This window comes from Mycobacterium appelbergii (assembly GCF_032883035.1).
GTDB classification, from domain to species: domain Bacteria; phylum Actinomycetota; class Actinomycetes; order Mycobacteriales; family Mycobacteriaceae; genus Mycobacterium; species Mycobacterium appelbergii.
In genome coordinates, this window is the sequence record NZ_JAMQTH010000001.1 from 410,386 (window position 1) to 432,290 (window position 21,905).

At 65.9% G+C, this 21,905-nt stretch carries 22 protein-coding genes; 8 read left to right on the forward strand and 14 right to left on the reverse strand.

Annotated elements, in window-relative coordinates:
* The first annotated feature begins 5 nt into the window (after positions 1-5).
* Positions 6-1,115, forward strand: a complete 1,110-nt coding sequence (locus M1247_RS01900; protein WP_317154559.1) for an FAD-dependent oxidoreductase — start codon at positions 6-8, stop codon at positions 1,113-1,115.
* Here the strand turns inward: M1247_RS01900 and M1247_RS01905 are convergent.
* The 6 genes from M1247_RS01905 to M1247_RS01930 all read right to left on the reverse strand — a co-directional run bounded on the left by M1247_RS01905 (position 1,112) and on the right by M1247_RS01930 (position 7,903).
* Positions 1,112-1,522: a cupin domain-containing protein gene (locus M1247_RS01905; RefSeq protein WP_317154560.1), complete on the reverse strand. Its 411-nt coding sequence runs from the start codon at positions 1,520-1,522 to the stop codon at positions 1,112-1,114. The genes M1247_RS01900 and M1247_RS01905 overlap by 4 nt on opposite strands.
* A gap of 181 nt (positions 1,523-1,703) precedes the next feature.
* On the reverse strand, positions 1,704-2,933 hold the full coding sequence (locus M1247_RS01910; RefSeq protein WP_410506792.1) for an esterase family protein: 1,230 nt from the start codon (positions 2,931-2,933) through the stop codon (positions 1,704-1,706).
* Between the two features lie 87 nt (positions 2,934-3,020).
* Complete coding sequence (locus M1247_RS01915) at positions 3,021-4,937, reverse strand: CocE/NonD family hydrolase (RefSeq protein ID WP_317154561.1); 1,917 nt, start codon at positions 4,935-4,937, stop codon at positions 3,021-3,023.
* A gap of 53 nt (positions 4,938-4,990) precedes the next feature.
* Entirely contained in the window at positions 4,991-5,992 is a 1,002-nt protein-coding gene (locus tag M1247_RS01920; protein WP_317154562.1) for a hypothetical protein, read from the reverse strand.
* Between the two features lie 9 nt (positions 5,993-6,001).
* Positions 6,002-7,321, reverse strand: coding sequence for a Dyp-type peroxidase (locus M1247_RS01925; RefSeq protein ID WP_317154563.1), 1,320 nt, complete (start codon positions 7,319-7,321; stop codon positions 6,002-6,004).
* A gap of 21 nt (positions 7,322-7,342) precedes the next feature.
* A complete protein-coding gene (locus tag M1247_RS01930) occupies positions 7,343-7,903 on the reverse strand; it encodes a hypothetical protein (RefSeq protein ID WP_317154564.1) in 561 nt (186 codons plus the stop codon).
* Positions 7,904-8,562: 659 nt separating this feature from the next.
* Here M1247_RS01930 and M1247_RS01940 point away from each other — a divergent pair.
* Positions 8,563-8,934 carry a heme-binding protein gene (locus tag M1247_RS01940; protein WP_317154566.1) on the forward strand — a complete coding sequence of 124 codons (372 nt, stop codon included), beginning with the start codon at positions 8,563-8,565 and terminating at the stop codon, positions 8,932-8,934.
* Between the two features lie 82 nt (positions 8,935-9,016).
* Here the strand turns inward: M1247_RS01940 and M1247_RS01945 are convergent, their stop codons facing one another.
* Both M1247_RS01945 and M1247_RS01950 read right to left on the reverse strand, forming a co-directional pair.
* On the reverse strand, positions 9,017-9,415 hold the full coding sequence (locus M1247_RS01945) for a heme-binding protein (protein ID WP_317154567.1): 399 nt from the start codon (positions 9,413-9,415) through the stop codon (positions 9,017-9,019).
* A 272-nt stretch (positions 9,416-9,687) separates the two neighbouring features.
* On the reverse strand, positions 9,688-10,125 hold the full coding sequence (locus M1247_RS01950) for a DUF4383 domain-containing protein (RefSeq protein ID WP_317154568.1): 438 nt from the start codon (positions 10,123-10,125) through the stop codon (positions 9,688-9,690).
* A 54-nt stretch (positions 10,126-10,179) separates the two neighbouring features.
* On the opposite strand from M1247_RS01950, the gene M1247_RS01955 reads away from it, so the two are divergent.
* Entirely contained in the window at positions 10,180-10,665 is a 486-nt protein-coding gene (locus tag M1247_RS01955) for a GNAT family N-acetyltransferase (protein ID WP_317154569.1), read from the forward strand.
* A gap of 11 nt (positions 10,666-10,676) precedes the next feature.
* Here the strand turns inward: M1247_RS01955 and M1247_RS01960 are convergent, their stop codons facing one another.
* From M1247_RS01960 to M1247_RS01985, 6 genes are read right to left on the reverse strand one after another with little or no spacing between them, the layout of a single operon-like run.
* Positions 10,677-11,447 (reverse strand): DeoR/GlpR family DNA-binding transcription regulator, encoded by a 771-nt coding sequence (locus tag M1247_RS01960; RefSeq protein WP_317154570.1) that lies wholly within the window; start codon positions 11,445-11,447, stop codon positions 10,677-10,679.
* A 4-nt stretch (positions 11,448-11,451) separates the two neighbouring features.
* Entirely contained in the window at positions 11,452-12,471 is a 1,020-nt protein-coding gene (gene pdxA, locus M1247_RS01965; protein WP_317154571.1) for a 4-hydroxythreonine-4-phosphate dehydrogenase PdxA, read from the reverse strand.
* Complete coding sequence (locus tag M1247_RS01970) at positions 12,468-13,637, reverse strand: four-carbon acid sugar kinase family protein (protein ID WP_317154572.1); 1,170 nt, start codon at positions 13,635-13,637, stop codon at positions 12,468-12,470. Before M1247_RS01970 ends, pdxA begins: the two co-directional genes overlap by 4 nt.
* Positions 13,634-14,320 carry an SDR family NAD(P)-dependent oxidoreductase gene (locus M1247_RS01975; protein WP_317154573.1) on the reverse strand — a complete coding sequence of 229 codons (687 nt, stop codon included), beginning with the start codon at positions 14,318-14,320 and terminating at the stop codon, positions 13,634-13,636. The genes M1247_RS01970 and M1247_RS01975 overlap by 4 nt, the downstream gene beginning before the upstream one ends.
* Complete coding sequence (locus M1247_RS01980; RefSeq protein ID WP_317154574.1) at positions 14,317-15,501, reverse strand: sialidase family protein; 1,185 nt, start codon at positions 15,499-15,501, stop codon at positions 14,317-14,319. Before M1247_RS01980 ends, M1247_RS01975 begins: the two co-directional genes overlap by 4 nt.
* A 4-nt stretch (positions 15,502-15,505) precedes the next feature.
* Entirely contained in the window at positions 15,506-17,086 is a 1,581-nt protein-coding gene (locus M1247_RS01985; protein WP_317154575.1) for an ABC transporter substrate-binding protein, read from the reverse strand.
* A gap of 296 nt (positions 17,087-17,382) precedes the next feature.
* Between M1247_RS01985 and M1247_RS01990 the strand changes: the two genes are divergently transcribed.
* The 5 genes from M1247_RS01990 to M1247_RS02010 are packed head-to-tail and all read left to right on the forward strand — an operon-like array spanning position 17,383 to position 21,903.
* Positions 17,383-18,318, forward strand: a complete 936-nt coding sequence (locus M1247_RS01990) for an ABC transporter permease (RefSeq protein WP_317155005.1) — start codon at positions 17,383-17,385, stop codon at positions 18,316-18,318.
* A 25-nt stretch (positions 18,319-18,343) separates the two neighbouring features.
* The gene (locus M1247_RS01995) at positions 18,344-19,282 is read left to right on the forward strand and encodes an ABC transporter permease (RefSeq protein ID WP_317154576.1); all 939 of its coding nucleotides are present in this window, start codon (positions 18,344-18,346) and stop codon (positions 19,280-19,282) included.
* 1 nt (position 19,283) lies between these two features.
* Positions 19,284-20,096, forward strand: coding sequence for an ABC transporter ATP-binding protein (locus M1247_RS02000; RefSeq protein WP_317154577.1), 813 nt, complete (start codon positions 19,284-19,286; stop codon positions 20,094-20,096).
* Positions 20,093-20,947, forward strand: coding sequence for an ATP-binding cassette domain-containing protein (locus M1247_RS02005; protein WP_317154578.1), 855 nt, complete (start codon positions 20,093-20,095; stop codon positions 20,945-20,947). The genes M1247_RS02000 and M1247_RS02005 overlap by 4 nt, the downstream gene beginning before the upstream one ends.
* Positions 20,947-21,903 carry an aldo/keto reductase gene (locus tag M1247_RS02010; RefSeq protein WP_317154579.1) on the forward strand — a complete coding sequence of 319 codons (957 nt, stop codon included), beginning with the start codon at positions 20,947-20,949 and terminating at the stop codon, positions 21,901-21,903. Before M1247_RS02005 ends, M1247_RS02010 begins: the two co-directional genes overlap by 1 nt.
* Positions 21,904-21,905: the final 2 nt, after the last annotated feature.

Sequence of the window (21,905 nt, forward strand, 5' to 3'; positions counted from 1 at the left end):
CGAGCGTGGGCCGCAAGCGTGTCGTGATCGCCGGGCTGGGTGATACCGGCGTGCTGACCGCGATCCGGCTTGCGTCTCGTTTCGACGTCGTCGGCATCTCGGTCAAACCGGGCCTGGTCAGCGGTCAGGAACTCGGTGTGCGCCTGGCCCGGCCTGAGGACTGGGCACGTGACTACTGGATTGGTTTCGACCGGTTCCGTGGCCTGGACCGTGTGCGCACCGTGCACGGCACGGTGACCGCCGCCGACCCGGATGCCCGCACGGTCAGCGTGCGTCAGGTCGATGGCAGCACCGTGCACGAGCCCTATGACGCGCTCGTCATCGCCACCGGAGTCAGCAACGGGTTTTGGCGCAGGCCGATTCTGCAGTCGGCACTCGAGGTGCGCGCCGGCCTCCGCGCCGCGCACGACCGGCTGGCCGCGTCCAGTTCGGTGGCGGTGATCGGTGGTGGTGCCGCGGCCGTGAGTAGTGCCGCCAATCTCGCCAGGCGATGGCCCGGTAGCCGCGTCGGACTCTACTTTCCCGGTGAGAACGTACTGCCCCACCATCATTGGCGGACACGCAGGCGAGTCGAAGGCCGGCTGAAGGAGGTTGGCGTGACGCTGCATCGCCGACACCGTGCGGTGGTGCCCGACGATTTCGCCTGCGATTCGATCACCGGTGACCCGGTCCACTGGAGTACGGGGCAGGCCGCGGTGCGTGCCGATGCGGTGCTGTGGGCGACCGGGCGGGTGCGGCCGAATACGGACTGGCTTCCCGCCGACATGGTCGACAAACACGGATTCGTGCGGGTCACACCGGCTTTGCAGGTGCCGGGCCGGCCCGGCGTGTTCGCGGTTGGCGACGTCGCCGCCACCGACGCGCTGCGCTCCTCGGCGCGCAACCGGGCTGACGGCTTGCTCGCCCGCAACGTCGCCGCCCACTTCAGCGGTGCCCGGATGCGCACCTATCGCCCGCCGGCGAACCGGTGGGGGTCGGTGCTGGGTGCTCAATCGGACGGATTGGAAGTGTTCGCACCCAACGGCTTTCCGTTCCGGTTCCCGGCCTGGTCCGTCGACCGGGTGTTGCAGCCGTTGGTCGTCCGGCGCGGACTGTACCGGGGTGTCCGCAGTTAGTGCTTGGTCACCAAGGGTTGGTCGACGGGCACCACGTAGGTGGACAACATGAGGGTTCGGACCGTTCCGACGTTTCTGGCGTTGTGAACAGCGCCGGTGGGGATCAGGAACGGGTCACCGGAGTGCAGATGCTCGGTGGGCTGGTCATCGAAGATGATGTCGACATCGCCCTGGACGATGTAACCGATCTCGGGTCCTGGATGGTTGTGCCTGCCCGATTCCTTGCCAACCGGGATCTCGAACCGGGTCTGCACGATTTCAAACCCCGGCGTCGGAGCGGGCAGTCGCTGCAACTCGGTGCGTGACACTCCGGCGGTCGGGTCGTCGGCGTGTGCGACGGGCGTCGTCAGCGCGGCAGTGGCGATGAGCAGCGCTGCGGTGGAAAGTTTGACGGATGCTGTGGACATGGATTCATCACACCGCCACGAGATCATCAAGTCCAACGATGAATTTCGATGAGGACCATCTCTACTGACGATGACCCGACGGGCGTAAGGTCGCGCCAGTAACGCGGTGGCGGAAAATCAGGCAAATTTCCGCCACCACGTTACTGGCGCGGCGGCAACGACGGTTGAACGTCCGCGCGTGTCAGCGAGGCATGCCAGGGACCACGGGCACCAGGGCCAAGCCGGGCGTGGCCGGAGGCGGCGCTGCCGCCACCGGGGCTGCCGCCACGGGCAGACCTGCGACTGGCGCACCCGCGACCTGGGCGCCTGGCACCGTAGCGACCGGCGCACCCGGTACCGGGACCCCTGCAGCCGGCGCACCCGGTAGCGGCGCCACGGGTGGGGCTGCCGGCGCGGGTACCGGGGCGGGTTGGCCGACGCCGAGCACCCGCAGTAGGTCGGGCTTCATCTCCTGCAGCTGGGATCCCCAGTAGCCCCAGCTGTGTGTCCCGTTGGACGGGAAGTTGAACTTCGCGTTGCGACCACCCGCGGCCACATACTTCTTCTGGAACTCCTTGTTGGTGTCGACGGTGATGTTCTCCAGGAACTGCGCGCTGTACATCGTGCCGAAGTTGCCGCCCGGCGCGTCGAGGTCCGAAGGCGCACCGTTGCCGCAGTACACCCAGATGGCGGTGTTGTTGGCCACAAGTCGGCCGATGTTGACCATCGGATCGTTGCGACGCCACGCCGGATCGTTGGCGGTGCCCCACATGTCGGAGGCGTTGTAGCCGCCCGCATCCTTCATTGCGAAGCCGATCATGGTGGGCCACAGTCCGTTTGACGGGTTGAGGAAACCTGACAGGGCCCCGGCGAAAATGAACTGGGTCGGATGCCAGGTCGCCAGGGTCAGCGCCGCACCGCCGGACATCGACAGCCCGACGACGGCGTTGCCGGTCGGTGCGATGTTGCGGTTGGTGGCGAGCCAGGCCGGAAGTTCCTGGGTGAGAAAGGTTTCCCACTTGTAGGTGGTGGTGCCCGCGCTGCCGACGGCCGGGCGGTACCAATCGGAGTAGAAGCTGGACTGGCCGCCGACCGGCATCACCACTGCGATACCGGAGTCGTTGTACCACTCGAATGCTGCGGTGTTGACGTCCCAACCGCTTGCGTCTTCCTGGGCGCGTAGTCCGTCGAGCAGATACAGCGCGTGGGCACCGCCGGTGCTGGGTGTCGGGCCGCTCGCGGGCTGGAATTGCACCTTGATGTCGCGGCCCATCGCGGCCGAGGGCACCTGAAGATTCTCGACGGGCAGGCCGTCACGGGAGTAGGCCGCGGCCGTCGGTGCCGGCCCGACGACCAGCGACGCCGGCAGTAGTAGCGCGGCCGCTGCAGCTGACACGCGACGGGAAAGGCTGCCCAAGAACGTCCGCTTCACACCGGAAAGCTAACAATGCTCCCGCGCCGACCGTCCCGGCCACGCCTGACGTAACCCGTCCGTTATCAAGGTGATTCGATTCTGAGTTCAGTTGAACGCGGCCGGGTCAGCCAACGGGACCAGCAGGCTCGACGGCGAATCACCGCCTTCCCGAACCTGATACACGCCACCGGCCAGCACTGCGCGGGCCGGCTTGGTGGGCACCAGATGCGGGAAGTCGTAGGTGGTCAGGGTCAATCGCAGGCGATGCCCGGGTTCGATCAGGGCCGCGGTGGGGAAGACTTCGACGTCGTATCGGGTCAGCTCGCCGGGCACCACCGGTTGTACCGCGGCCCGGGTGCTGAGGTGCTGCGGTCGCCACACCGTCCCGTCGGGCAGGTACCACGTGGCGTCGGCGTCCAACCTGCGGTGGGATCCGAGCAACGCGCCCTGCGTCAGCGGACGGCTCACGCCGTCGGGCGACACGTCGTCGAGGTAGGCAACCCACAGCGTCTCCGACGTGTTGGCGCTCGCGTGCAGGGTCAGGGTGACCGGTCCGGCGACCAGCTGCGCCGAGGTGAACGCCCCGGTGGTGTAGGTCAGCGCCTCGCGCTGCAGCCGGCTGTTGTCAAGGTCGTATCGGATCTGCCGCCCGGTCCGGGACACCATGAAGCTGCCCATCCCCAGGCTCCACTGTTCAAGGCTGCGACCCGAGATCGGTCCACGCGCGGTATACCGCAGCGGCGCCTCCGTCATATCGGCCGCCGGTTCGTCGGTCAGGTCGCCGCCGTGACCCAGATACAGCCGGGTGGGCTTGGCCTCGGGGAACGGATACTCCCTGGTGTGGAACCAGCTGCGGCTGCCGATGGCCTGGAACCGCGCAGGCGGACCGGTCACCGCGGCGTCGGCCGAATCCTTGAGCCAGCGGTCGAACCACCGCAGTTGCAGCGCGTTGAGATGCATCCCGTCGAGGTCCGACACGTGATACCAGGGGCCCATCATGAGCTGGAATCGTTCGGAAACCGGCTGGCCCGGCTCCATGGGGGAGTTGACGGGCCTGCCCGCCGCCGCATTCTGCAGCACTGTGTAGTTGAGCGGCGCACCGCGCTGGAATGCGTCGTGCCAGCCGCCGACCAGAAAGACCGCAACCTGGTTCTGCGCGATCTTCGGCAGTACATCGTTGGCCCGCATGGTGTCCCAGAACGGGCCGTCGAACGCGGTGTCCCCGCCTGCCGCGGCATCGTTGGTCATGGTGCGGAAGTAGGTGCGCTGGTCGCGCCCGCGCTGGCGTACCGCGGCGACACCCCCGGCGCGCGGGCGCTCATGGCTGCCGCGCCTGACAAACTCCAGCGCCGGGTTGACCACGTTGAGCAGGGAGTAGACCGCGCCGTACGCCCGGACCGTGCGCATGTGCGGCACCCCGCCCATGGTGACCACGTCGCGGTAGAAGTCGTTGGCCGCCATCACCGGGAACACCGCCTTCAGCGGGGAATCGGGACCGACCGCCGCTGCGGTGAGCAACTGGTTGATCGCCAGGTAGGAGATGCCGAACATGCCCACGCGGCCATTTGAATTCGGCAGCTTCGCGGCCCAGTTGACCAGGTCCACACCGTCCTGGACCTGCTCGACCCCGAGCATCTCGAAGGATCCGCCGGAAGCGCCCGTGCCACGCACATCGGCCATCACCTCGATATAGCCGCGGCGGATCAGAAACCGGGTGGCGCCGCCGCCGATCTGCGCGGCCGGTGGCGGCGCCTTCTTCCCGTACGGCGTGATGGACAGCAGCACGGGGAACGGGCCGGCCGCAGGCGCACCGGTCTCCGGAACGGTCGGATAATGGATATCGGCGCGCAGCACGGTGCCGTCGCTCGTGCGCACCGCAACGTTGTGGTGCACGCCGACCCCGTAGCGCGCCGGTCCCGGCGTCCACTCCGGTAACAGCGGCGACGGGCTGGTCTTGCGGGTCCGCGCCGCCGCCCAGCCGGCCATCGCTCGCTCGCGCACCGCCTGCAACCTCTTCGCCATCGCGTCTCCTTGGGAGTTTGCCGCCAAAGTAGACCGTAGGCGTCAGGCGAGTGTCACTTCATGATGGCCAGGTTGTGCCAGAGGTTCCGCAGGCTCTCGGTGCCGCCGAACAGCGTGGTGAAGTGGGTGGAATCGATGAGCACGATGTCGCCGGCGCGCTCGCGGTCCGGTGGCATCCAGATCAGGGCGTTGAACTCCGTGTTGCCTGCGGCGGAGAACGGATGCGGCCTGTTCGGGTCAACCCGCTGACGCCCGAGGACCCGTAGTTTGTCGCTCTCCGGCGTCGTGAGTGCGTAATGGGGCAGGTGCGGGTGGAAGTTGAAGGTGGTGACATTGTCGAGCAACCCGGGAGTGTCGAGATCCCGGATCGCGTTGAGGGGCGCGATTTCTGTGGTCCCGTCGACGACGGCAGGCCGCAATCCCCAGATGTTGTGAACGGGCACGTCGAGCGCCCGCATCAACGAACGGGTGTACTGCCCGAAGCGTTGCTGGCGGGGTACAAGGCGGTCGCCGTGGTGTTCGTACTCGACTTGCCGCTGGGCGTAGTCGTCGCTGAAGCCGACGTCGTGGTGCGGAGCAAGGAGCAGACAGGTGCCTTCTCTGCGCAGCCACTCGGTGAGTGCGGCTATCTCCTCGGGGGCGGCTTCCTGTTCGGAGATCAGATGGTCAAGGCCGAACACCATGAGGGTGTCGGTGTCGGCGAGGATCCGTTCGTCGATCGGCAGCTGGTAGCCGGCCTGGTCAGTCCGCTGAAAGACGGCTACCGGATGGCCGGTGGCCTCTTCGGCCAGTTCCTGGAAGGCCAGGGCCGACCGGTGGAAGAGTTCCAGCGTGCCTGCGATGCCCTGCAGGAAGTTCGCGGCGCTGTACTCCGGTGTTTCGTAGGCGGGCCACAAGACATTGCGCACCTCGGTCAACGTGGAGAAGCGGTTCTCCATCGCGGCGGGGTCGCGCTGCGCCTCCCAGGGATAACTCCAGGTCCAGTAGATGCTGATTCGCCGGGCACCGGTATGCGGTCTCTGAGTGTGGCTTTGGTTGTAGGTGCGGGCGCGCATGGTGATCCTTCAGTCGGCGGGTGCCGCGAGATGGCGCAATGCGTTGATCCCGGGCAGGAAGAAGTAAGCTCCGCCCCGCAGCGTCGTAAAGGCTGGTATCCCCTTGTGCACCTTGCGGATAGGTCGCTTCGGGACGGTGAAATCCAGTGTGCCGTCCTGGGTCCCGCAGATCGGGTCGTGCTCGTTGCCGAGTTCATGGAAATTCGTGTCGTTGATCCAGACGTTCTGCGCGAACTCGAATTGACGGACCAGATCGGCGCAGATGATGAACGCCGCGATGCCGCGGTCCACGCCGTCATCCGGAGCGTTGTCGGGCAGCGCGGGTCCGTAGGTGGCCCCGCGCCGAATCATGCGACGGCGGTTCATGTAGTGAGCGGTGTCGCGCGGATTGAGGCGACGGGCGTGCGATCCCAGCGGACACGCGTAGCCGAACGGATCCATCTCCTTGTAGTTGAAGTCGTTGTTGCGGAGGGGATCGGCGCCCAATTCGGGATCGTCTGTGTCAGGGGCCAGCACCAGTGGGGCACCGCTGCGCCAGCGCCCCATGAACTTGGCGGCCAGCAGTTCCTCGCCGGCGGGAGTGTCGGCCTGTGCCCGCAGATAGTCGCGGAAAGCTCCGACATGTTCCTGCAGCCGCCGATACGCGAGGTAGCTGCCGTTGCGCGACAGCAGCTCTGGCTGTGGAAGATTGGCGACCGGACCGTCCTCGTCGGGATAGCCGAGGATGAACTCTCCTGGTTCCAGGGCCGCCCCGGATCCCGGAGTCGGATCCTCACCGGAGCCCTTTATCGCAGGTTGCGAGAGCCGGTCGCGGAAGCCGAAGTGGTCGTGGGCGTAGTTGAATGGTGGCGACGCGTTGAGGTCCAAGTAGGACAGGCTCCGGACGCCGTCGGTCCGCGCCAGGAGCTTGTCGTGTTCCGCGATGGAACGTCTGCACTGCTCGTCTGTACGCGCGAACAGGATCGCAATGGCGTGCAGGTCCGCGCCGGCCAGGCCGCCGACCCAGTGTTCAGGAGAGTTCGTGCCAATGTCGCCGAGGATGTCCGCGCGCGCTGCCATCCCCTCGCGAAACTCGGCGGGAAACGTCGCGAGGGATCGCTCGGAGATACCGAGCGCGCGAAGGCCATTCCAGGTGAACGCCAAGCTCACCCAGCGATCCGAGCTGTCCATGGTGGCCTGCACATCGGCAGCCGATTGGACTTTGTCGAGCAGCTCGGCGAGCCAGGACCGCCCGCCCGCAGGTGTGTCGAACGTGAGGAACTCGTAGCGGCCTGTGATCGCGGGAGTGCGGGTCAGCAGGAGGTGCTGAATATCGTGTGATTCAAGCATCGATCATCGACCGTGCGTTGTTCACTGCATCTGATCGAGCATGTCGGAGAACGCCGCTTTCAACCGCAGTGCCTTCTTGATCTCGTCGGCGGTGACATACGGGTACTCGCCGTACTCGAGGAAGCTGGGGCACTGGTGTTCGCGGACGAACTTCACGAACGCATCCGGGTTCTCTTTCCAATCTTCTGGAAAGCCTTCGAGATTGGTGAACACGGTGGTGATACCGGTCGCGCTGAACAACTGCACCGCGTCCTCGGTGTACTTGTCGAAGTCGGTGTCGAAGATGCCCTGATACTGGAAGTGCAGCCCGTAACCTACGTCGAACAGCAGCCAACGCAGATAGTGCAGGCGTAGCGGTGCCAGCACCTCCGGGCTGGCGGCAATCGCTTCTTCGATCTTCTTCCCGTGCGCGCGGACGGCCTCTTCGCGACCATCCTTCACTTTGGCGATGATCGAAAATCCGTAGCACGCGGGAGTTCGGGGGTATACCGGCCCGTACCGCCCACGCTCCAATTCGAAATAGCCTTCTGGAGGGATGGCTACCGCCGCCGGTTTCGTCCAGTCGGGCGTATTTGTGGACATTTCGCCTCCACTTTGTGGTCCTGATGGAGCGGACGCTACACCGGCGTCACCGCCGTACATGGCTATTCGGCGCTGTCGACTCTCGACGCGTAATGCCCAGGCAAGGGCACTCCTGGGGGTGCGTACTGTCTTGCGTAGCTAAGTTGTTTGCCGGTTATTCAAATAGTCAAATACTTCCGCTTCGGCCGTCGGTAAGAAATTATCATTCACGCCAATCAAAAGTGCGATTTCGGCGCCGAAGCCAGTCTGGAGATTTATGCTCCCGGCAGTGCGGACGATTAGTCGTACCTGAATGAACCGCGGGAGGCAGTCGTGCGATCAAGGCAGCGCTACCTGACACTGGGATTGGCCGTTGCGGTCACCCCGATTGCGATTGTTCTCAGTGCGCCCCCGGCGGGCGCCGATTGCACATACAGCGGTGGCTCCACGGTATGTGCGCAGGGCGAGGTCCGGGGCGCAGACGGGGTGCCACGAGCCGCGACGCCCGTCATGCCGTATCCGTGCGAATACGACTGGTACTGCGGGACAGAGTGGGATCTGGACATCGGGTGGGACCCGGGCCGACCCGGTGGCGGAGGTCGTCCAGACGGAGGCGGTGGCATCAGACCCCGTTGACCAATGTGCCCATGACTTGTCAATCACCCGATGAAGGAGCCAGCATGTCGTCAGCAGCACGCCCTGCACAGCGCGCGTTCGCGCGAGTGATCCGGACCGGCGCCCTCACCGGCGCAATGCTTTTCGGCGCGACTGCCGTCGCATCTGCCGAGCCGCCACCGAGCCCACCGCCCTGCACGGCAGCGGAACTGGCCCGGGTGGTGTCAGGTGTCACGTTCGACACGTCGAACTACCTCATCGGCCACCCTGAAGTCAACGACTTCTTCACGAGCCTGAAGGGCCAACCCAAGGATCAGATCAAGGATCAGGTTGAGAAGTACCTCAACGCCAATCCGACGGTCCGAGACGATCTTCAGCGGATTCGCCAGCCGTCGGCGGACTTCCGTCAACGCTGCGGAGCGCCGGCATCGCCCTGATGTCAACGGCAACGGCCCGCCGCTGCGGTATTGACCGCACCGGCGGGCCGCCCTCATCGGAGCCCGGAGGGGAACCCTCGGATCAGCCGGCCATGAACTCGCTGTATGCCGAGGCGAGCTCCGGAGACAGTGCCGTCACATTGCACGCACGCTGCGAGTCACCGATCGGCGTGAGGATCCCGCGCAGATCGTTGTACTCCTGCGGATTGGCGGTGAAGTAGCCCCGCAGCGTCGCGGCCGCTTCCGGACGCGACTGGGACATCGCCGTGGTGACGGCCTGGTTGGCACCTTGATGACTGTCGAGATATGCGCGCGCGGCGCCTGTCGTGGTGCTGACGGTGTTCGCCAGCCCGCTGGCGCTGCAGTCAGGAGCGGCCGCGGCGGTCGGTGCAGCGATCGTTGCTGCTGCCACGCCCCCGAGCAGCCCGGTCGCGCAGATGCCGGCGAAACCGCGGCGCGCAGTGATGCCAGTGAATTTCATGATCATTTCCTTTTCGGGTTGCGAATAGACGCTGATTCCCCGCCCGAATTCGAACGTAACCGCCTCGCGGCGGAGCAAAACGCATGGCGCGGGCGGGCCCTCGACCAGCGTGGAAGCGTTACACCCCGACGGAGTGAATTGCGCCTCAATCTCGCGCGCCTGAGGGGTTTGATCTTGAATACTCTCAGACTCCGGGTGCGGTTCTTAACTGATCGTGATCTGCGCGGTGACCGAATTGTTATCTTCCGAACCGGCCAGCTAACTGTCTGTGGTCAGCGTTTGGGGCGTAGCTCAGCTAATGAATTCCGCAGGCCGCCATCGAGGCGGACCTGCACGGCTGCCACCGTCAGCATCACTGCGGCGGTAACCAGGTGGACCACCGCGTCGGTCATGTTGTTGGGGAAGGCGAAGATGTAGGCGACCTGGTTCGAGAAGAACGCCCAGATCCCGGGCAACGCCCCCGCTACCGCGGCCAGCAACAGGTACAGCACCGACCAGGATTTTCGCCGGCACAGCACCAGGCCGGGACCGAAGAGTGCGAGACCGGCTACCGCGTGCCAACCGTTGTAGTCCATGCCGAGAATCTGAGCGGTCGGCGCATCCGGGCCGGTCGCGAAGCTGGGCTCGGCGATGAACCCGATGACGGCCTGGGCTACATGGAACAGCGATATGACCAGCAGCCCCCATTGTGCACAGCTCCAGTGCCTCATTCCCGGACACTATTACTACGTGACGTAGTAGTCAACGGGTCGTATCGTCGGGCTGTGGAAATTCGCGCCGCCCAGCCTTCCGACATCGCAGCGATCGCACCGTTCTTCCGCGCCATCGTGGCCGACGGGGAGAGCTACACCTATCCCGACGGCCTGACCGACGAAGAGATCCGGCAGCTGTGGCCTGCTCCGGCTCCGGGCCACACCATCGTCGCGGTGGCCGACGGCGTCATCGTCGGAACCGCCAGGATGGGGCCCAACAAGACCGGCAGGGGTGATCACGTCGGCACCGCGAGTTTCATGGTCGACGCGACATCGCCGGTCCGCGGTGTAGGCCGGACGATGGCGCACTGGGTAATCGACTGGCACCGGAAAAACAGCTATGCAGCAATACAATTCAATGCAGTGGTGGAGACCAATGCGCGAGCCGTGGCGTTGTGGAAGTCGCTGGGGTTCACCATCATCGGCACCGTCCCTCGGGCCTACCGGTCCCGCAGGCACGGATTGGTGGGCTTACACGTGATGTATCTGGAGCTCTGATGGCCAGTCGGTCACGGCACCCGCACCGTGTTCAGACCGGCCGAGCGGAAGAGTTTGACCGCCTCGTCGCTCGCTGATTCGTCGGTGACCAGTGTCGTGCCCGGCGGAATCGGGGCCCACGCGTGGAACGGGCGCTGGCCGAGTTTGGCGGCATGGGCGAGGACATACACGGTGTCCGCCCGTTCGATCATGAGCTCTTTGAGCCTGGTCTGCTCCAATTCTGCTTCGCAGATGCCCAGTTCGGCATTGACGGCGTCAGCGCCGAGGAAGGCCCGGTCGAATGTCAGCCGTCCCAGCGTGGCCTCGGCCAGCGGGCCGACGAACCCCTGGCTGAGATGGCGCAGTGTGCCGCCGATGCACTCGACCCGCACGTCGTCGGCATCGGCCAACTCCTCAAGTGCCTTGAGTCCAGCGGTTACCACAGTCAATCCAGTTATGTCACAGAGGAACTCGCCCATCGCGCCGACGGTGGTGCCTGCGTCGAGCAGGATCGTCTCACCGGGCTGGACCTGCTCGGCAGCCCACCGCGCGATGGCGCGTTTGGCTTCGTAACCTTCCAGCGCGCGCTGCCGGAATGACGATTCCGGTTGTCGGCCGAGGGCGATCGCACCGCCGTAGGTGCGGGCGATCAGTCCCTGCTCGGTCAGCTGCCCCAGGTCGCGGCGGATGGTCGAGGCGGTGACGCCGAACTCTGTCGACAATTCGTCGACGCTGGCCAGACCGCTCGAGCGGGCGAGCCGGACGATCTCGGCCCGACGGGCCTGCGACCCACGCACCGGCATTGCGTCATCCTTTGATAATTGTTGTGCTGCTTGCTAATTCCGCGGCTTGGCGAAGCGCTTCGACCATACTACCGGCCTCGGCGATACCTTTGCCGGCAATGTCGAAAGCCGTGCCATGGTCGACCGAGGTCCTGATCACCGGCAACCCGACGGTGATGTTGACCCCGGCCTCGATGCCGAGCACCTTCACCGGCCCATGGCCCTGATCGTGGTACATCGCCACGATCAGGTCGTAGTCACCCCGGCCGGCCAGGAAAAATGCCGTGTCGGCGGGCAGTGGACCGTGTACGTCGATACCGTCAGCGGTCAGCTTCTCGATCGCGGGAATGATCTTCTTCTCCTCCTCGCCGTAGCCGAAGAGGCCGTTCTCACCGGCGTGCGGATTGATACCGCACACACCGATCTTCGGCGCGCTGTTGCCGGCACGGACCAGCGCCTCGTGACCTCGGCGGATGGTGCGTTCGACGAGGCCGGGTTCGATCCGGTTGACCGCATCGAGCAGACCGATGTGGGTGGTGACGTGGATGACCTTGAGCTTGGGGGTGGACAGCATCATCGACACCTCCTCGGTTCCGGTGAGATCGGCCAACAGCTCGGTGTGTCCGGGGTAGATGTGGCCCGCGGCGTGCAGCGCCTCCTTGTTCAACGGCGCCGTGCAGATTGCCTGCACCTCGCCCTGTGACGCTAACTCGCTTGCCACTCTGATGTATTCGTAGGCGGCATGGCCTGCAGTCGCGGACAGTTCGCCCCACCGAAGGTCGGAAGGAAGCAGGTCGAGGTCGATGACGTTGACCCGGCCGGATACCTGTTCGGCGTCGGATACCGATGCGATGCTGACGATTTCGGCGTGGACCCCAAGGATCTCGGCAGCTTGGGTCAGTCGTTTCGCGTCGCCGATGACGACAGGGTTGCAGAAGCCCCGGGTGGCTTCGTCGAGCAATGCTCCGACGATGACCTCCGGACCGATGCCCGCGCCGTCGCCCATCGTGACAGCGACGACAGGCATCGCAGTGGTGGGTGTCATGACTTGTCCTTCGGTTGGGGGTGGACGTGTGTGCGGCTGGCCAGGTACTCGGCGATCGCGGTGAGGCTCGTGCGATCACCGAAGCTGCCTGGGCGGGTCGCGACGCTGCGCCCGTCGGACGCGACCGACACGACGGCACCGTGGTGCACTTCGTGAATGGGCCGCAGGGTGGTGAGACCGATGGCATCGACCACGGCGCGGGCGGTCTCTCCGCCGGTCAGGATCAGGTCTGGTCGATGGTGGGCCTGGCCCGCGGCGACCAGCTGACCGAGCGCGGCGCAGACCGGGCGGCTGTTCCCGGGTGGGATATCGCCGGCGAGCGTGAGCACGACCGACCCGTGGTCGAGCGCCCGGGCGATGTCGGTGGGGTCGGCGGTGCCACGGCGCAGTGTTTCTGCGTCCACTGTCAGTAGGCGGCTGCCGTGCGCGACGAGGCGGCTGACCTGTTCGGCCGCTTGTGCAGCGGCGGTGCCGACGACGGTCAGCAGGCTCAGGTTCCGGCGGCGGTGCACAGCGCAGGGCGTGGCGGGTCGCAGGATGCGGGCGACGGCGGCCGCCAACGCGGCGGTGCCGACCAGCTGGATGCCGGGAATGCCTCGGCTCGCACGGACGATCTCGTCGAGATCGGAATCCGAGGCGGCGTCGCAGATCGCGATCCGGCCTGCGGAGAGTGCCGGCCGCGGATCACCGCCCGCCGGAACCGATTCGGAATGCGCTGTGCCGAACAACTCGTCGACGCTGCGGGGCGGCGCGGCGTCCTCGACTGCCCATGCCGCAGTGCGGTGCAGCGCAACACCGTCGAGATGGAGCACCCCGCCCTCGACCGTTCGGTTGAGTGCGGGTAGTGCAGCAGCCACGATCACGGGTCCGCGTTCGCGTAGGCAGTCGACCTCGGGGCCGATGTGGCCGCGCAGCAGCGAGTCGATCTTCTTGAGCACCACCACCTCTGGGCCGAGTGCCGCGACGGCGGCGCGTAGGGTCCGTTGCGCTTCCGGCACGGTCATCGCACGGGTATCGAGATCGAAGACCGTGATGCCGGTGTCGGCCTGCGTTGTCGTCGGGTCGAGGCAAAGTGTCACCGGAACCCGCTCGCCGAGGAACTTGCCTGCCGTTTCCGCTGCCCCGGACAGATCGTCGGCCAGCACGGTGACTGCGGGGTCGGTCACAGCGATGCTCCTGCGCACTGCACGATGGCCTGGCCGGTGATGCTGCCACCCTCGGGACCGAGCAGGAATGCAATCAGCCCGGCGACCTCCTCGGGTGCGATGAAGCGCCCCAGTGGCGGCAATTTGGGCGGGGTGTGCGCACGGGCAGGATCAGCCAGCATCGGCGTATCGGTCGGTCCCGGTGCCACCACGTTGACCGTGATCGCGCGGTCGGCGAGTTCGGCCGCCCACGACCGTGCCAGCCCGACGAGCGCCGATTTCGTTGCGGCGTACTGGCTTTTTCCCGCGTTGCCGGCCATGGTGCGACTACCGACCAGCACCACCCGGCCAGCGTCGGTGAGGTTTCCCACGAGGGCATCGACAAGTACCTCGGCGGCGCCGACGTGAATGCGCCACATCTGGGCCCCGTGGTCCGTGTCCAACTGACCGAGCGGCGCCGAATACTGCACACCGGCCGCGTGCACGACTGCGTCGACCGCTTCGACTCCGGTGGCCCAGTTGCGCAGCGCGTCGAAGTCGCCCAGATCGATGGCGACCGAGGAGAAGTGGTCAGCGTTGGCGGCTGAACCGAGGTCCGGCGTACGCCGACTGAGCCCGATGACGCGCCAGCCGTCGGCGAGCAGTCGGCGCACCACGGCCGCACCGATGCCCGAACTGGCGCCGGTCACCACCGCGGTTTTCATGTCCCGGTCCATTCCGCGGTCACTTCGACGTACTCGATGGCCTGCCGGAACCGGGTGAACGCGATGTGCAACGCGTGCCCGGTCGCGACGATCGTCGGGTAGGAGAACTCGCGGTTGATGCCGTCGCGTGAGTTGTTCGACAGGCAGTATCCGTCGCCGGTCTCGATGTTGCGGCGCACCGGCCAGGTCAGCCCCGCGTCGCTGGACAGCGCCAGGGTCATCGGGGCGCGCGGTGCACCCCAGAACGCGGTTCGGGTGTCACCGGACGGCGGTGCGGATTGGGCGACCGGCCCGTCAACGAGACCATCATCATCGATCTCGTCGTACAGCGAGGTGCGGCGGGCGATGGCATCGGCGGAACTGGAATCATTGAACACCAACGCCATTCGATCGTCGGGCAGCATCACAAACTGAATGGACGAGTTGTTGTTCGGCAATTCGGTCGGTACCGGCGGCGACCAGGTCTCGCCGTCGTCGACCGATGTGCTGCGATAGATCCAGTCAGCCCAGCGACTGCGGTACAGCGCCACCAGGGTGCCGTCTGAGCGCCGACCGATGTTCATGTGCACGCATCCGGTGCTTTCGGGCACCACCACTTCCCGCCACGTCTTGCCTGCGTCGTCGGAGAGCATCACGCCGCTGTAGTCGCGGTCGCCCACCCAGCGCCGTCCCGGCACCCGTACGCAATGGAAGATGGGCAGCAGCAGCCTGCCGCCCGGCAGCACGACCGGAGGTTGACGGACGAACAGCCCGCCCTCTGCGGTCTCCGGAAGGAGGACGTGCGGCGGCCCCCAGGTGTGTCCGCCGTCGGTGGAGATCCGTCGCAGCACCCGGGCGGTGTCCTGGTTCCCGGCATGCTGAGACGTCCACAGCAGCCACAGTTCGCCTGAATCGGCCACGTGCAGAATCGGATTCTGCTCGGAACGGGTCGGGTCATCGGATAGTTGCACGGGCCGCGACCACACCCCGGCGCGCAGCCGGGAGAACCACACGCTGATATCGGGCACGCCCTCCTGGGTGCCGGCGAACCAGACACAGGCCAACTCCCCGTCGGGCAGCACTGCCAGGTTGGCGGCGTGGTTCTGCACGTGCGGTGGCGGCAACAGCGCATCGCGTCGGCCCGGCTCGGTGACGGGCCGGACCACGCCATCGGCGGTGTCGATCTCAGGGGCACGGGTCACGGGGTCAACTGCCCTTCAGGGATACGGTGGCCAGGTCATAGGAATTGGTGGGCCGCAGCGTGATTCCATCGATCCGGCTGCGCCTGCCCAACACGGCCTTGGGCACGAACGACCACAGGCACGGGCAGGTCTGCCAGATCTGACGTTGCGCCTCGGCCAGCAGCTGGGCGCGCTGCTTGGGGTCGGCTTCCTCGGATGCGTGGGTGATCTGCGCGGTGATGTCCGGGAACAGGTAGCCGTGGTAGGTGTCCCGGGTGGCTTCCTTCTCGGCGGTCCCGGCGTACATCCCCTGCATGATGGTCAGCGCCAGCCCGGTCGGACTGGGGAAGCCGTTGCCCAGCACATCCCAATCGCCGGCTCGACCCTGGCGCCACTGCGCGATGTCCCCGCCGGGTTCGAACTGACGCAGAGTGGCCTGCACACCGACCGCGGACAGCATCTGCACCACCGACTCCATGATGTCGGTGTCCGCGGCGAACTCACCACTCTCCCAGATGATCTTGAGTTTGAGATCGCGAAGTCCGAGCGCATCGAGTTCGGCTTTCGCGCGCGGCGGATCGTAGACGTACTCGCCGGTCTCGATCGCGCCGTCGAGGCTGAGCGGTATGACGCCGCGCGAAGCTGTCGCGGAACCCTGCAAGACGTTGTCGATCAATGCCTTGCCGTTGATCGCGTAGGTGAGGGCGCGGCGGACCCGCGCGTCGGCGAACGGACTGTTGGCTGGCTTGCGGAAGTTGAAGAACAGCTGGTTGAGACGTACACCGTCGGCGTGATCGACGCTGACTCCGGACAATCCGTCGATCTGGTCGATCGAGTCTGGGGTGATCGAGTCGATGACGTCGACCTCACCGCTGCGCAGCGCGACCACACGGCTCGACTCGTCGGGTATGAACCGCACCCGCACAGATTCGACGGACGGCGCAGGCCCCCAGTAGCCGGTGTTGCGCTGCAATGTGTAGGTGCCCGATCCGCGGTCGGACTGGGTCACGATGTAGGGCCCGGAACCGACGCCGGAATGCAGGTCCTCGGGCCGGTTCGCCGCCGCAGGCGTGATGAGGATGTTCGACATCAGGTAGTCGAGCACCGGGACGGGACGTTCGGTGTTCAGGGTGAAGCTGGTGTCGTCGATCTTCTGGACCGTCGGCCATTCCGGAAAGAAGCCACCGACAAAGCCACCGTGGACCTGGCTGTACATCTTCAGCGCGGTCGCCACATCATTGACCTGCACCGGCGAACCGTCCGAGTACCGGATGCCCGGACGGAACCGCACGTACCACTGGGTCGGAGAGGTCAGCCGGAACTGGTCGGCAAGCACCAACTGGGGCCGCAGCTGATCGTCGATCTCGGTCAGCGCCTGGCGTACCGCCCGCTGCACCGTCAGCGCCGCGTCGTATTGCAGCAGTTTGTTGTCGAGCGTGGTCATCGAGCGGTTCATCGCCAGGCTCACCGTGGTGGGGCCCGGCCGCCCGGTGGGGGTCGCGCAGCCCGCGGCAGCCGAACCCACAGCCAGCCCGGCGCCGACCAACAGACTCGATCGCAGCAGTGTGCGTCGTGAGAACTGCTGGTGCAGAGAAGGTTTGGTCATCGTCGACCTTCCGGGCAGATTACTGCTGTGACCGCTGACACGTACGAACTCTACGCGCTATTGCGCATAACGCGCAACAATCCAATCGATACTTGCGTGAAACACGCAACCGTGCCATTGTGAGCTGAGTTACAAGTCTGGTCCCATTCGACCAGGGCCGTTACCCGAGCGTCCGCGCGCCACGGGTTACCGAAAGGTCATCGATGACTGAACAGCTCGTCGCCCCAGCGCCGCAGCAACCGTCGAAGACCAGTAGTCCTGCGCGGTCCGGGTTCTCGCAACTTCTGTCCGGCGCGATGCCGCGTTACATCGCCCGGCGGTTGGGCCAGAGCCTGCTCACCGTGTTCCTGACCTTGACCACGGTGTTCGTGCTCATCCGGTTGGCACCGGGTGATCCCGCATTCGCGATGGCGGGTCCGCTGGCGACCACCGAGGATCTGGCCCGCATACGCACCGACATGGGGCTGGATCAGTCGGTCTTCGTCCAGTATCTGCGCTATCTGCAGGGGCTGTTGCACCTGGACCTCGGCACGTCGTATTCGTTCCAGGCACCCGCATTCGGTGTGGTGCTGGACCGGCTGCCCTACACGATCACGTTGTCGGTGGCGGCGATCCTGCTGACTACGGTCGTCGCTGTCCCACTCGGTGTGTGGATGGCCCGTCGGGCCGACACGCGAAGGGAACTCGCCGCCAACGCGGTCACCATCACCGGGCAGTCGATGCCGGACTTCTGGACCGGCCTGATGCTGATCACGTTGTTCGCCGTGCTGATCCCGGTATTTCCGCCCGCCGGTTTCACCACCTGGTCGAGCCTCGTGCTACCGACCGTCACCATCGCGGTGCTGCAGATCGCGCTCATCTCACGGATGGTGCGCCGCGAGATGGTGGGCGCGTTCACGTCGCCGTACATCACGGTGGGCCGGTCCCGGGGTGTCTCCGAGCGTGAGCTCATCTGGCGGTATTCGATGCGCAATTCGGCCATTCCGGTACTGACTGCACTGGGGACGCGCTTCGCCTCACTGCTCAACGGTGTCGTCGTCGTGGAGGTCGTGTTCGCATGGCCGGGTGTCGGGTCCCTGGTGGTCCGCGCGCTCGAAACCCGCGACTACCCGCTGATCCAGGCGACTGTGCTGGTGACTTCTGTGCTGGCGGTGCTGGTCCAGCTGCTTGTCGACCTCTGTTATCCGGTGCTGGACCCGCGGGTGCGGCTTGGGAAGGGAAGCTCCCGATGAATTCGCGCACGCGAGGAGCACGAAAATGACGACCCTTATCGATGCACCTGAGCAACCGCGTCCCTCGGCGGTCACGCCACGCGACATCGCACAGGCCGGCGCCACCCGGCGGGCCCGCGACAGCCGGGTCAAGATCTGGGTCGGCAGCATCGCCGCGCTGATCGTGTTCGTGCCGGTGGCGCTGGCCCGGGTGCTGCCCCTGCCGTCGCCGGATGCCACCAACCTCGCGGCCCGCCGGCTGCCGCCGCTGTCCGACGGTCACCTGTTCGGCACCGATCAACTGGGCCGGGATTTGTTGGCGCGGGTGCTGTTCGGGGGACAGGTTTCGCTGGCTATCGGGGTGCTCGCGGTCGTGGTGTCCGGCCTGATCGGGCTCACCCTCGGAGCAATCGCCGGATACCGGGGCGGTTGGGCCGACGCCATCGTCAGCAGGCTGCTGGAGGCACAGCTCTCCCTGCCGTTGCTGATGATGCTGTTGTTGGTGGTGGCGCTGTTCGGTCCGTCGATTCCCGTCATCACCTTTGTCATCGCGATCGCGCAGTGGCCCGAGATCGCCCGGCTCACCCGTTCGTTGACCCTGGTGGAACGCGAGAAACCGTACGTCGCCGCCGCCCAGGTGCTCGGGCTGGGCCGCACCGCAATCCTGTTGCGCCACATCGTGCCCAACATCATCAAACAGGTCTCGCTGGTCGTCCTGTTGCTGCTCGCCCAGGCGGTGCTGCTGGAGAGCGCATTGAGCTATCTGGGTGCAGGCCCGCAGAGGCCGTTCGCCACGTGGGGCCGGATCATCTCCGACGGCCAGGACTACGTCACCACCTCGTGGTGGCTGGTCACCCTGCCGGGACTGGTGATCGCGCTGCTGGTGGTCGGGGTGAACCTGCTCGGTGATGGATTGCGGGATCGCACCGGTCGAACCGGAACCGGCTGGCTGAGCAGAATCTTGCTACGGAAGAAGGTGAACTGAGGTGGGCAATCTCCTGCGTGTCGAGGATCTGCAGATCGAGCTGATCACCGCGGGTGGCGTCATCCGTGCGGTCGACGGGGTCTCCTTCCGCATCAACGCCGGCGAAACCGTCACGATCATCGGCGAATCCGGCTCCGGGAAATCGACTACCGCGATGGGGCTTCTCGGTCTGCTGCCGGCTGATCTCGCGGTGCTTTCCGGATCCGCACACTTCGGTGACCGCGACATCCTCGGGAACACCAAGGCCCTGCGGGAAGTGCGCGGACGGCACATCGCGCTCATCCCACAGGATCCGATGACCGCGCTGAGTCCTGTCCACACGGTCGGATCACAGCTGCGCGACGCAATTCGGCACAGTGGTGTGACGGGGCGGGCCAACCGGCACACACGGGCCATGGAACTGCTTGAGCAGGTGAAGATTTCGCGGCCGTCGGAGCAACTGGCGAAGTATCCGCACCAGCTCTCCGGTGGGCAGCTGCAGAGGATTCTGATCGCGGCCGCGCTCGCCGCGGGCCCCGAGCTGATCGTCGCCGACGAACCGACCAGCGCGCTGGACGTCACCGTGCAGGCCAGCATTCTGGATCTGCTCCTGGAGCTGCAGGAGCGCACCGGGGTCGGAATACTGCTGATCACCCACGATCTCGGGGTGGCGCGGCTGATGTCCGACCACATCTACGTGATGCGCAGCGGACGGTTCGTCGAAAGCGGTGGCGCCGAGGATCTACTGCGCACGCCGCAGAGCGACTACACCAAACGCCTGCTCGACGCGGTGCCGCGGATCGACGGCCCCACCAGGATCGGAGTGCCCGCATGACCGACCCGCTGCTTGTAGTGGACGACCTCGTCGTCGAATACCCCACCGCCAATGGGATGTTCCGTGCACTGGATTCGATCAGTTTCACCGTCGGAAAAGGATCGACGCTGGCCGTGGTCGGGGAGTCGGGCTGTGGCAAATCCACGTTGGCGAAAGCGATCGTCCGGTTGCTCACCCCGACCTCTGGCCGCATCATGTTCGACGGGTCAGACCTGGCCCGCATGTCGGAACGGTCGTTGCGTCCATTCCGGTCGCGCATCCAGATGGTGTTCCAGGATCCGTACGGATCGCTGGATCCACACCTGAGCGCCGTGGACATCGTGGGCGAGCCACTACGGTTGCAGGGTGTGCGTAAACGCAGTGCCCGAGACGCCAAGGCAGCCGAATTGATCGATCGGGTGGGGCTCTCCGCGAGTGCACTACAACGTCGCCCCGCCGAATTCTCCGGTGGCCAGCGGCAGCGCATCGGCATCGCCCGCGCACTGGCGAGCGGGCCGGATCTGCTGGTGTGCGACGAGGCGACCAGCGCGCTGGACGTATCGGTTCAGGCGCAGGTGCTCGACCTGTTGCGCGAGATCAAACGCGACACCGGGCTGACCTACGTGTTCATCTCCCACAACCTGGGCGTGGTGCGCGAGATCAGCGACACCATCATCGTGATGCGCGGCGGACAGATCCTGGAACACGGAGCCAGCGCCGATGTGCTCACCGCGCCCAAAGATCCCTACACCCGCGCACTTCGCGCGGCCGCACTCGACCCCACCACCATGGTCGGAGTCAAACCGCGCAGCGTGGTATCGCAGATCCGCGCCGCCGCCCGAAAGCCGACCCCATCGCAAGGAGTTGCATAGTGCTTGATCTGAACCGGACGCCACTTGTTCTGGGCACCATGACCTTTGGTGACACCGTCGATCTCGCAGGCGCGTCGGCGATGCTGGACACGGCGTTGGCAGCCGGAATCACCCACATCGACACCGCCAACGGATATGCGGGCGGCGATTCCGAACGGATGCTCGCCACGTTGCTCAAAGGCCGCCGCGACACCGTCACGATCGCGACCAAGGCGGGCATCCCGCACCCCGATGCCGGCGAGCATTCACCGCTGTCAGCAGCAGGAGTGCGCGCCAGCGTGGAAGGCAGCCTCCGCCGATTGGGCACCGACCACGTCGAGCTGTTCTATCTGCACCAGCCCGATCGATCGGCGCCCTTGACCGAAACCCTCGCCGGGGTAGCCGAACTGGTTGGCGAGGGCAAGATCGGCGCACTCGGTGTGTCCAACTACGCGGCCTGGCAGATCGGCGAGATCAACGACCTCGCCGAACAGGTCGGCGCCCCACGGCCGATTGTCGCCCAACAGCTCTACAACCTGCTGGCGCGGCGGATCGAAGATGAGTACGTCGAATTCGCCGCCGTCACGGGTCTGATCACGATGGTGTACAACCCGTTGGGTGGCGGCCTGCTGACCGGGCGGCATTCCTACGACGAGGCTCCGGCGGAAGGGCGGTTCGCCACATCGCGGGTGGCGCAGATGTACAAGCAGCGGTACTGGAACACCGCCATCTTCGAGGCGGTCGAGCAACTCGCCGTCGTCGCGGACAAGGCCGGCCTGGGACTGACCGAACTGGCGCTGCGCTGGCTGATCTCCAAACCCGCGACCGGACCGATCCTGTTGGGCGGGTCCAAAGTCGCTCACTTGCAAGCGAACATCGATGCCCTCGAACAGGGACCGCTGGAGCCCGACATCATCGAAGCCTGCGACGCCGTCGGTGCGGCGCTGCGTGGACCGATGCCGAATTACAATCGCTGACC

What these genes read in the sequence shown, in the direction of transcription:
- M1247_RS01905 (WP_317154560.1), bottom strand. Translation starts at nt 1,522, where the DNA reads ATGTCCACAGCATCCGTCAAACTTTCCACCGCAGCGCTGCTCATCGCC.
- M1247_RS01915 (WP_317154561.1), bottom strand. Translation starts at nt 4,937, where the DNA reads ATGGCGAAGAGGTTGCAGGCGGTGCGCGAGCGAGCGATGGCCGGCTGG.
- M1247_RS01920 (WP_317154562.1), bottom strand. Translation starts at nt 5,992, where the DNA reads ATGCGCGCCCGCACCTACAACCAAAGCCACACTCAGAGACCGCATACC.
- M1247_RS01925 (WP_317154563.1), bottom strand. Translation starts at nt 7,321, where the DNA reads ATGCTTGAATCACACGATATTCAGCACCTCCTGCTGACCCGCACTCCC.
- M1247_RS01930 (WP_317154564.1), bottom strand. Translation starts at nt 7,903, where the DNA reads ATGTCCACAAATACGCCCGACTGGACGAAACCGGCGGCGGTAGCCATC.
- M1247_RS01940 (WP_317154566.1), top strand. Translation starts at nt 8,563, where the DNA reads ATGTCGTCAGCAGCACGCCCTGCACAGCGCGCGTTCGCGCGAGTGATC.
- M1247_RS01945 (WP_317154567.1), bottom strand. Translation starts at nt 9,415, where the DNA reads ATGAAATTCACTGGCATCACTGCGCGCCGCGGTTTCGCCGGCATCTGC.
- M1247_RS01950 (WP_317154568.1), bottom strand. Translation starts at nt 10,125, where the DNA reads ATGAGGCACTGGAGCTGTGCACAATGGGGGCTGCTGGTCATATCGCTG.
- M1247_RS01960 (WP_317154570.1), bottom strand. Translation starts at nt 11,447, where the DNA reads ATGCCGGTGCGTGGGTCGCAGGCCCGTCGGGCCGAGATCGTCCGGCTC.
- pdxA (WP_317154571.1), bottom strand. Translation starts at nt 12,471, where the DNA reads ATGACACCCACCACTGCGATGCCTGTCGTCGCTGTCACGATGGGCGAC.
- M1247_RS01975 (WP_317154573.1), bottom strand. Translation starts at nt 14,320, where the DNA reads ATGAAAACCGCGGTGGTGACCGGCGCCAGTTCGGGCATCGGTGCGGCC.
- M1247_RS01985 (WP_317154575.1), bottom strand. Translation starts at nt 17,086, where the DNA reads ATGACCAAACCTTCTCTGCACCAGCAGTTCTCACGACGCACACTGCTG.
- M1247_RS01990 (WP_317155005.1), top strand. Translation starts at nt 17,383, where the DNA reads ATGCCGCGTTACATCGCCCGGCGGTTGGGCCAGAGCCTGCTCACCGTG.
- M1247_RS01995 (WP_317154576.1), top strand. Translation starts at nt 18,344, where the DNA reads ATGACGACCCTTATCGATGCACCTGAGCAACCGCGTCCCTCGGCGGTC.
- M1247_RS02005 (WP_317154578.1), top strand. Translation starts at nt 20,093, where the DNA reads ATGACCGACCCGCTGCTTGTAGTGGACGACCTCGTCGTCGAATACCCC.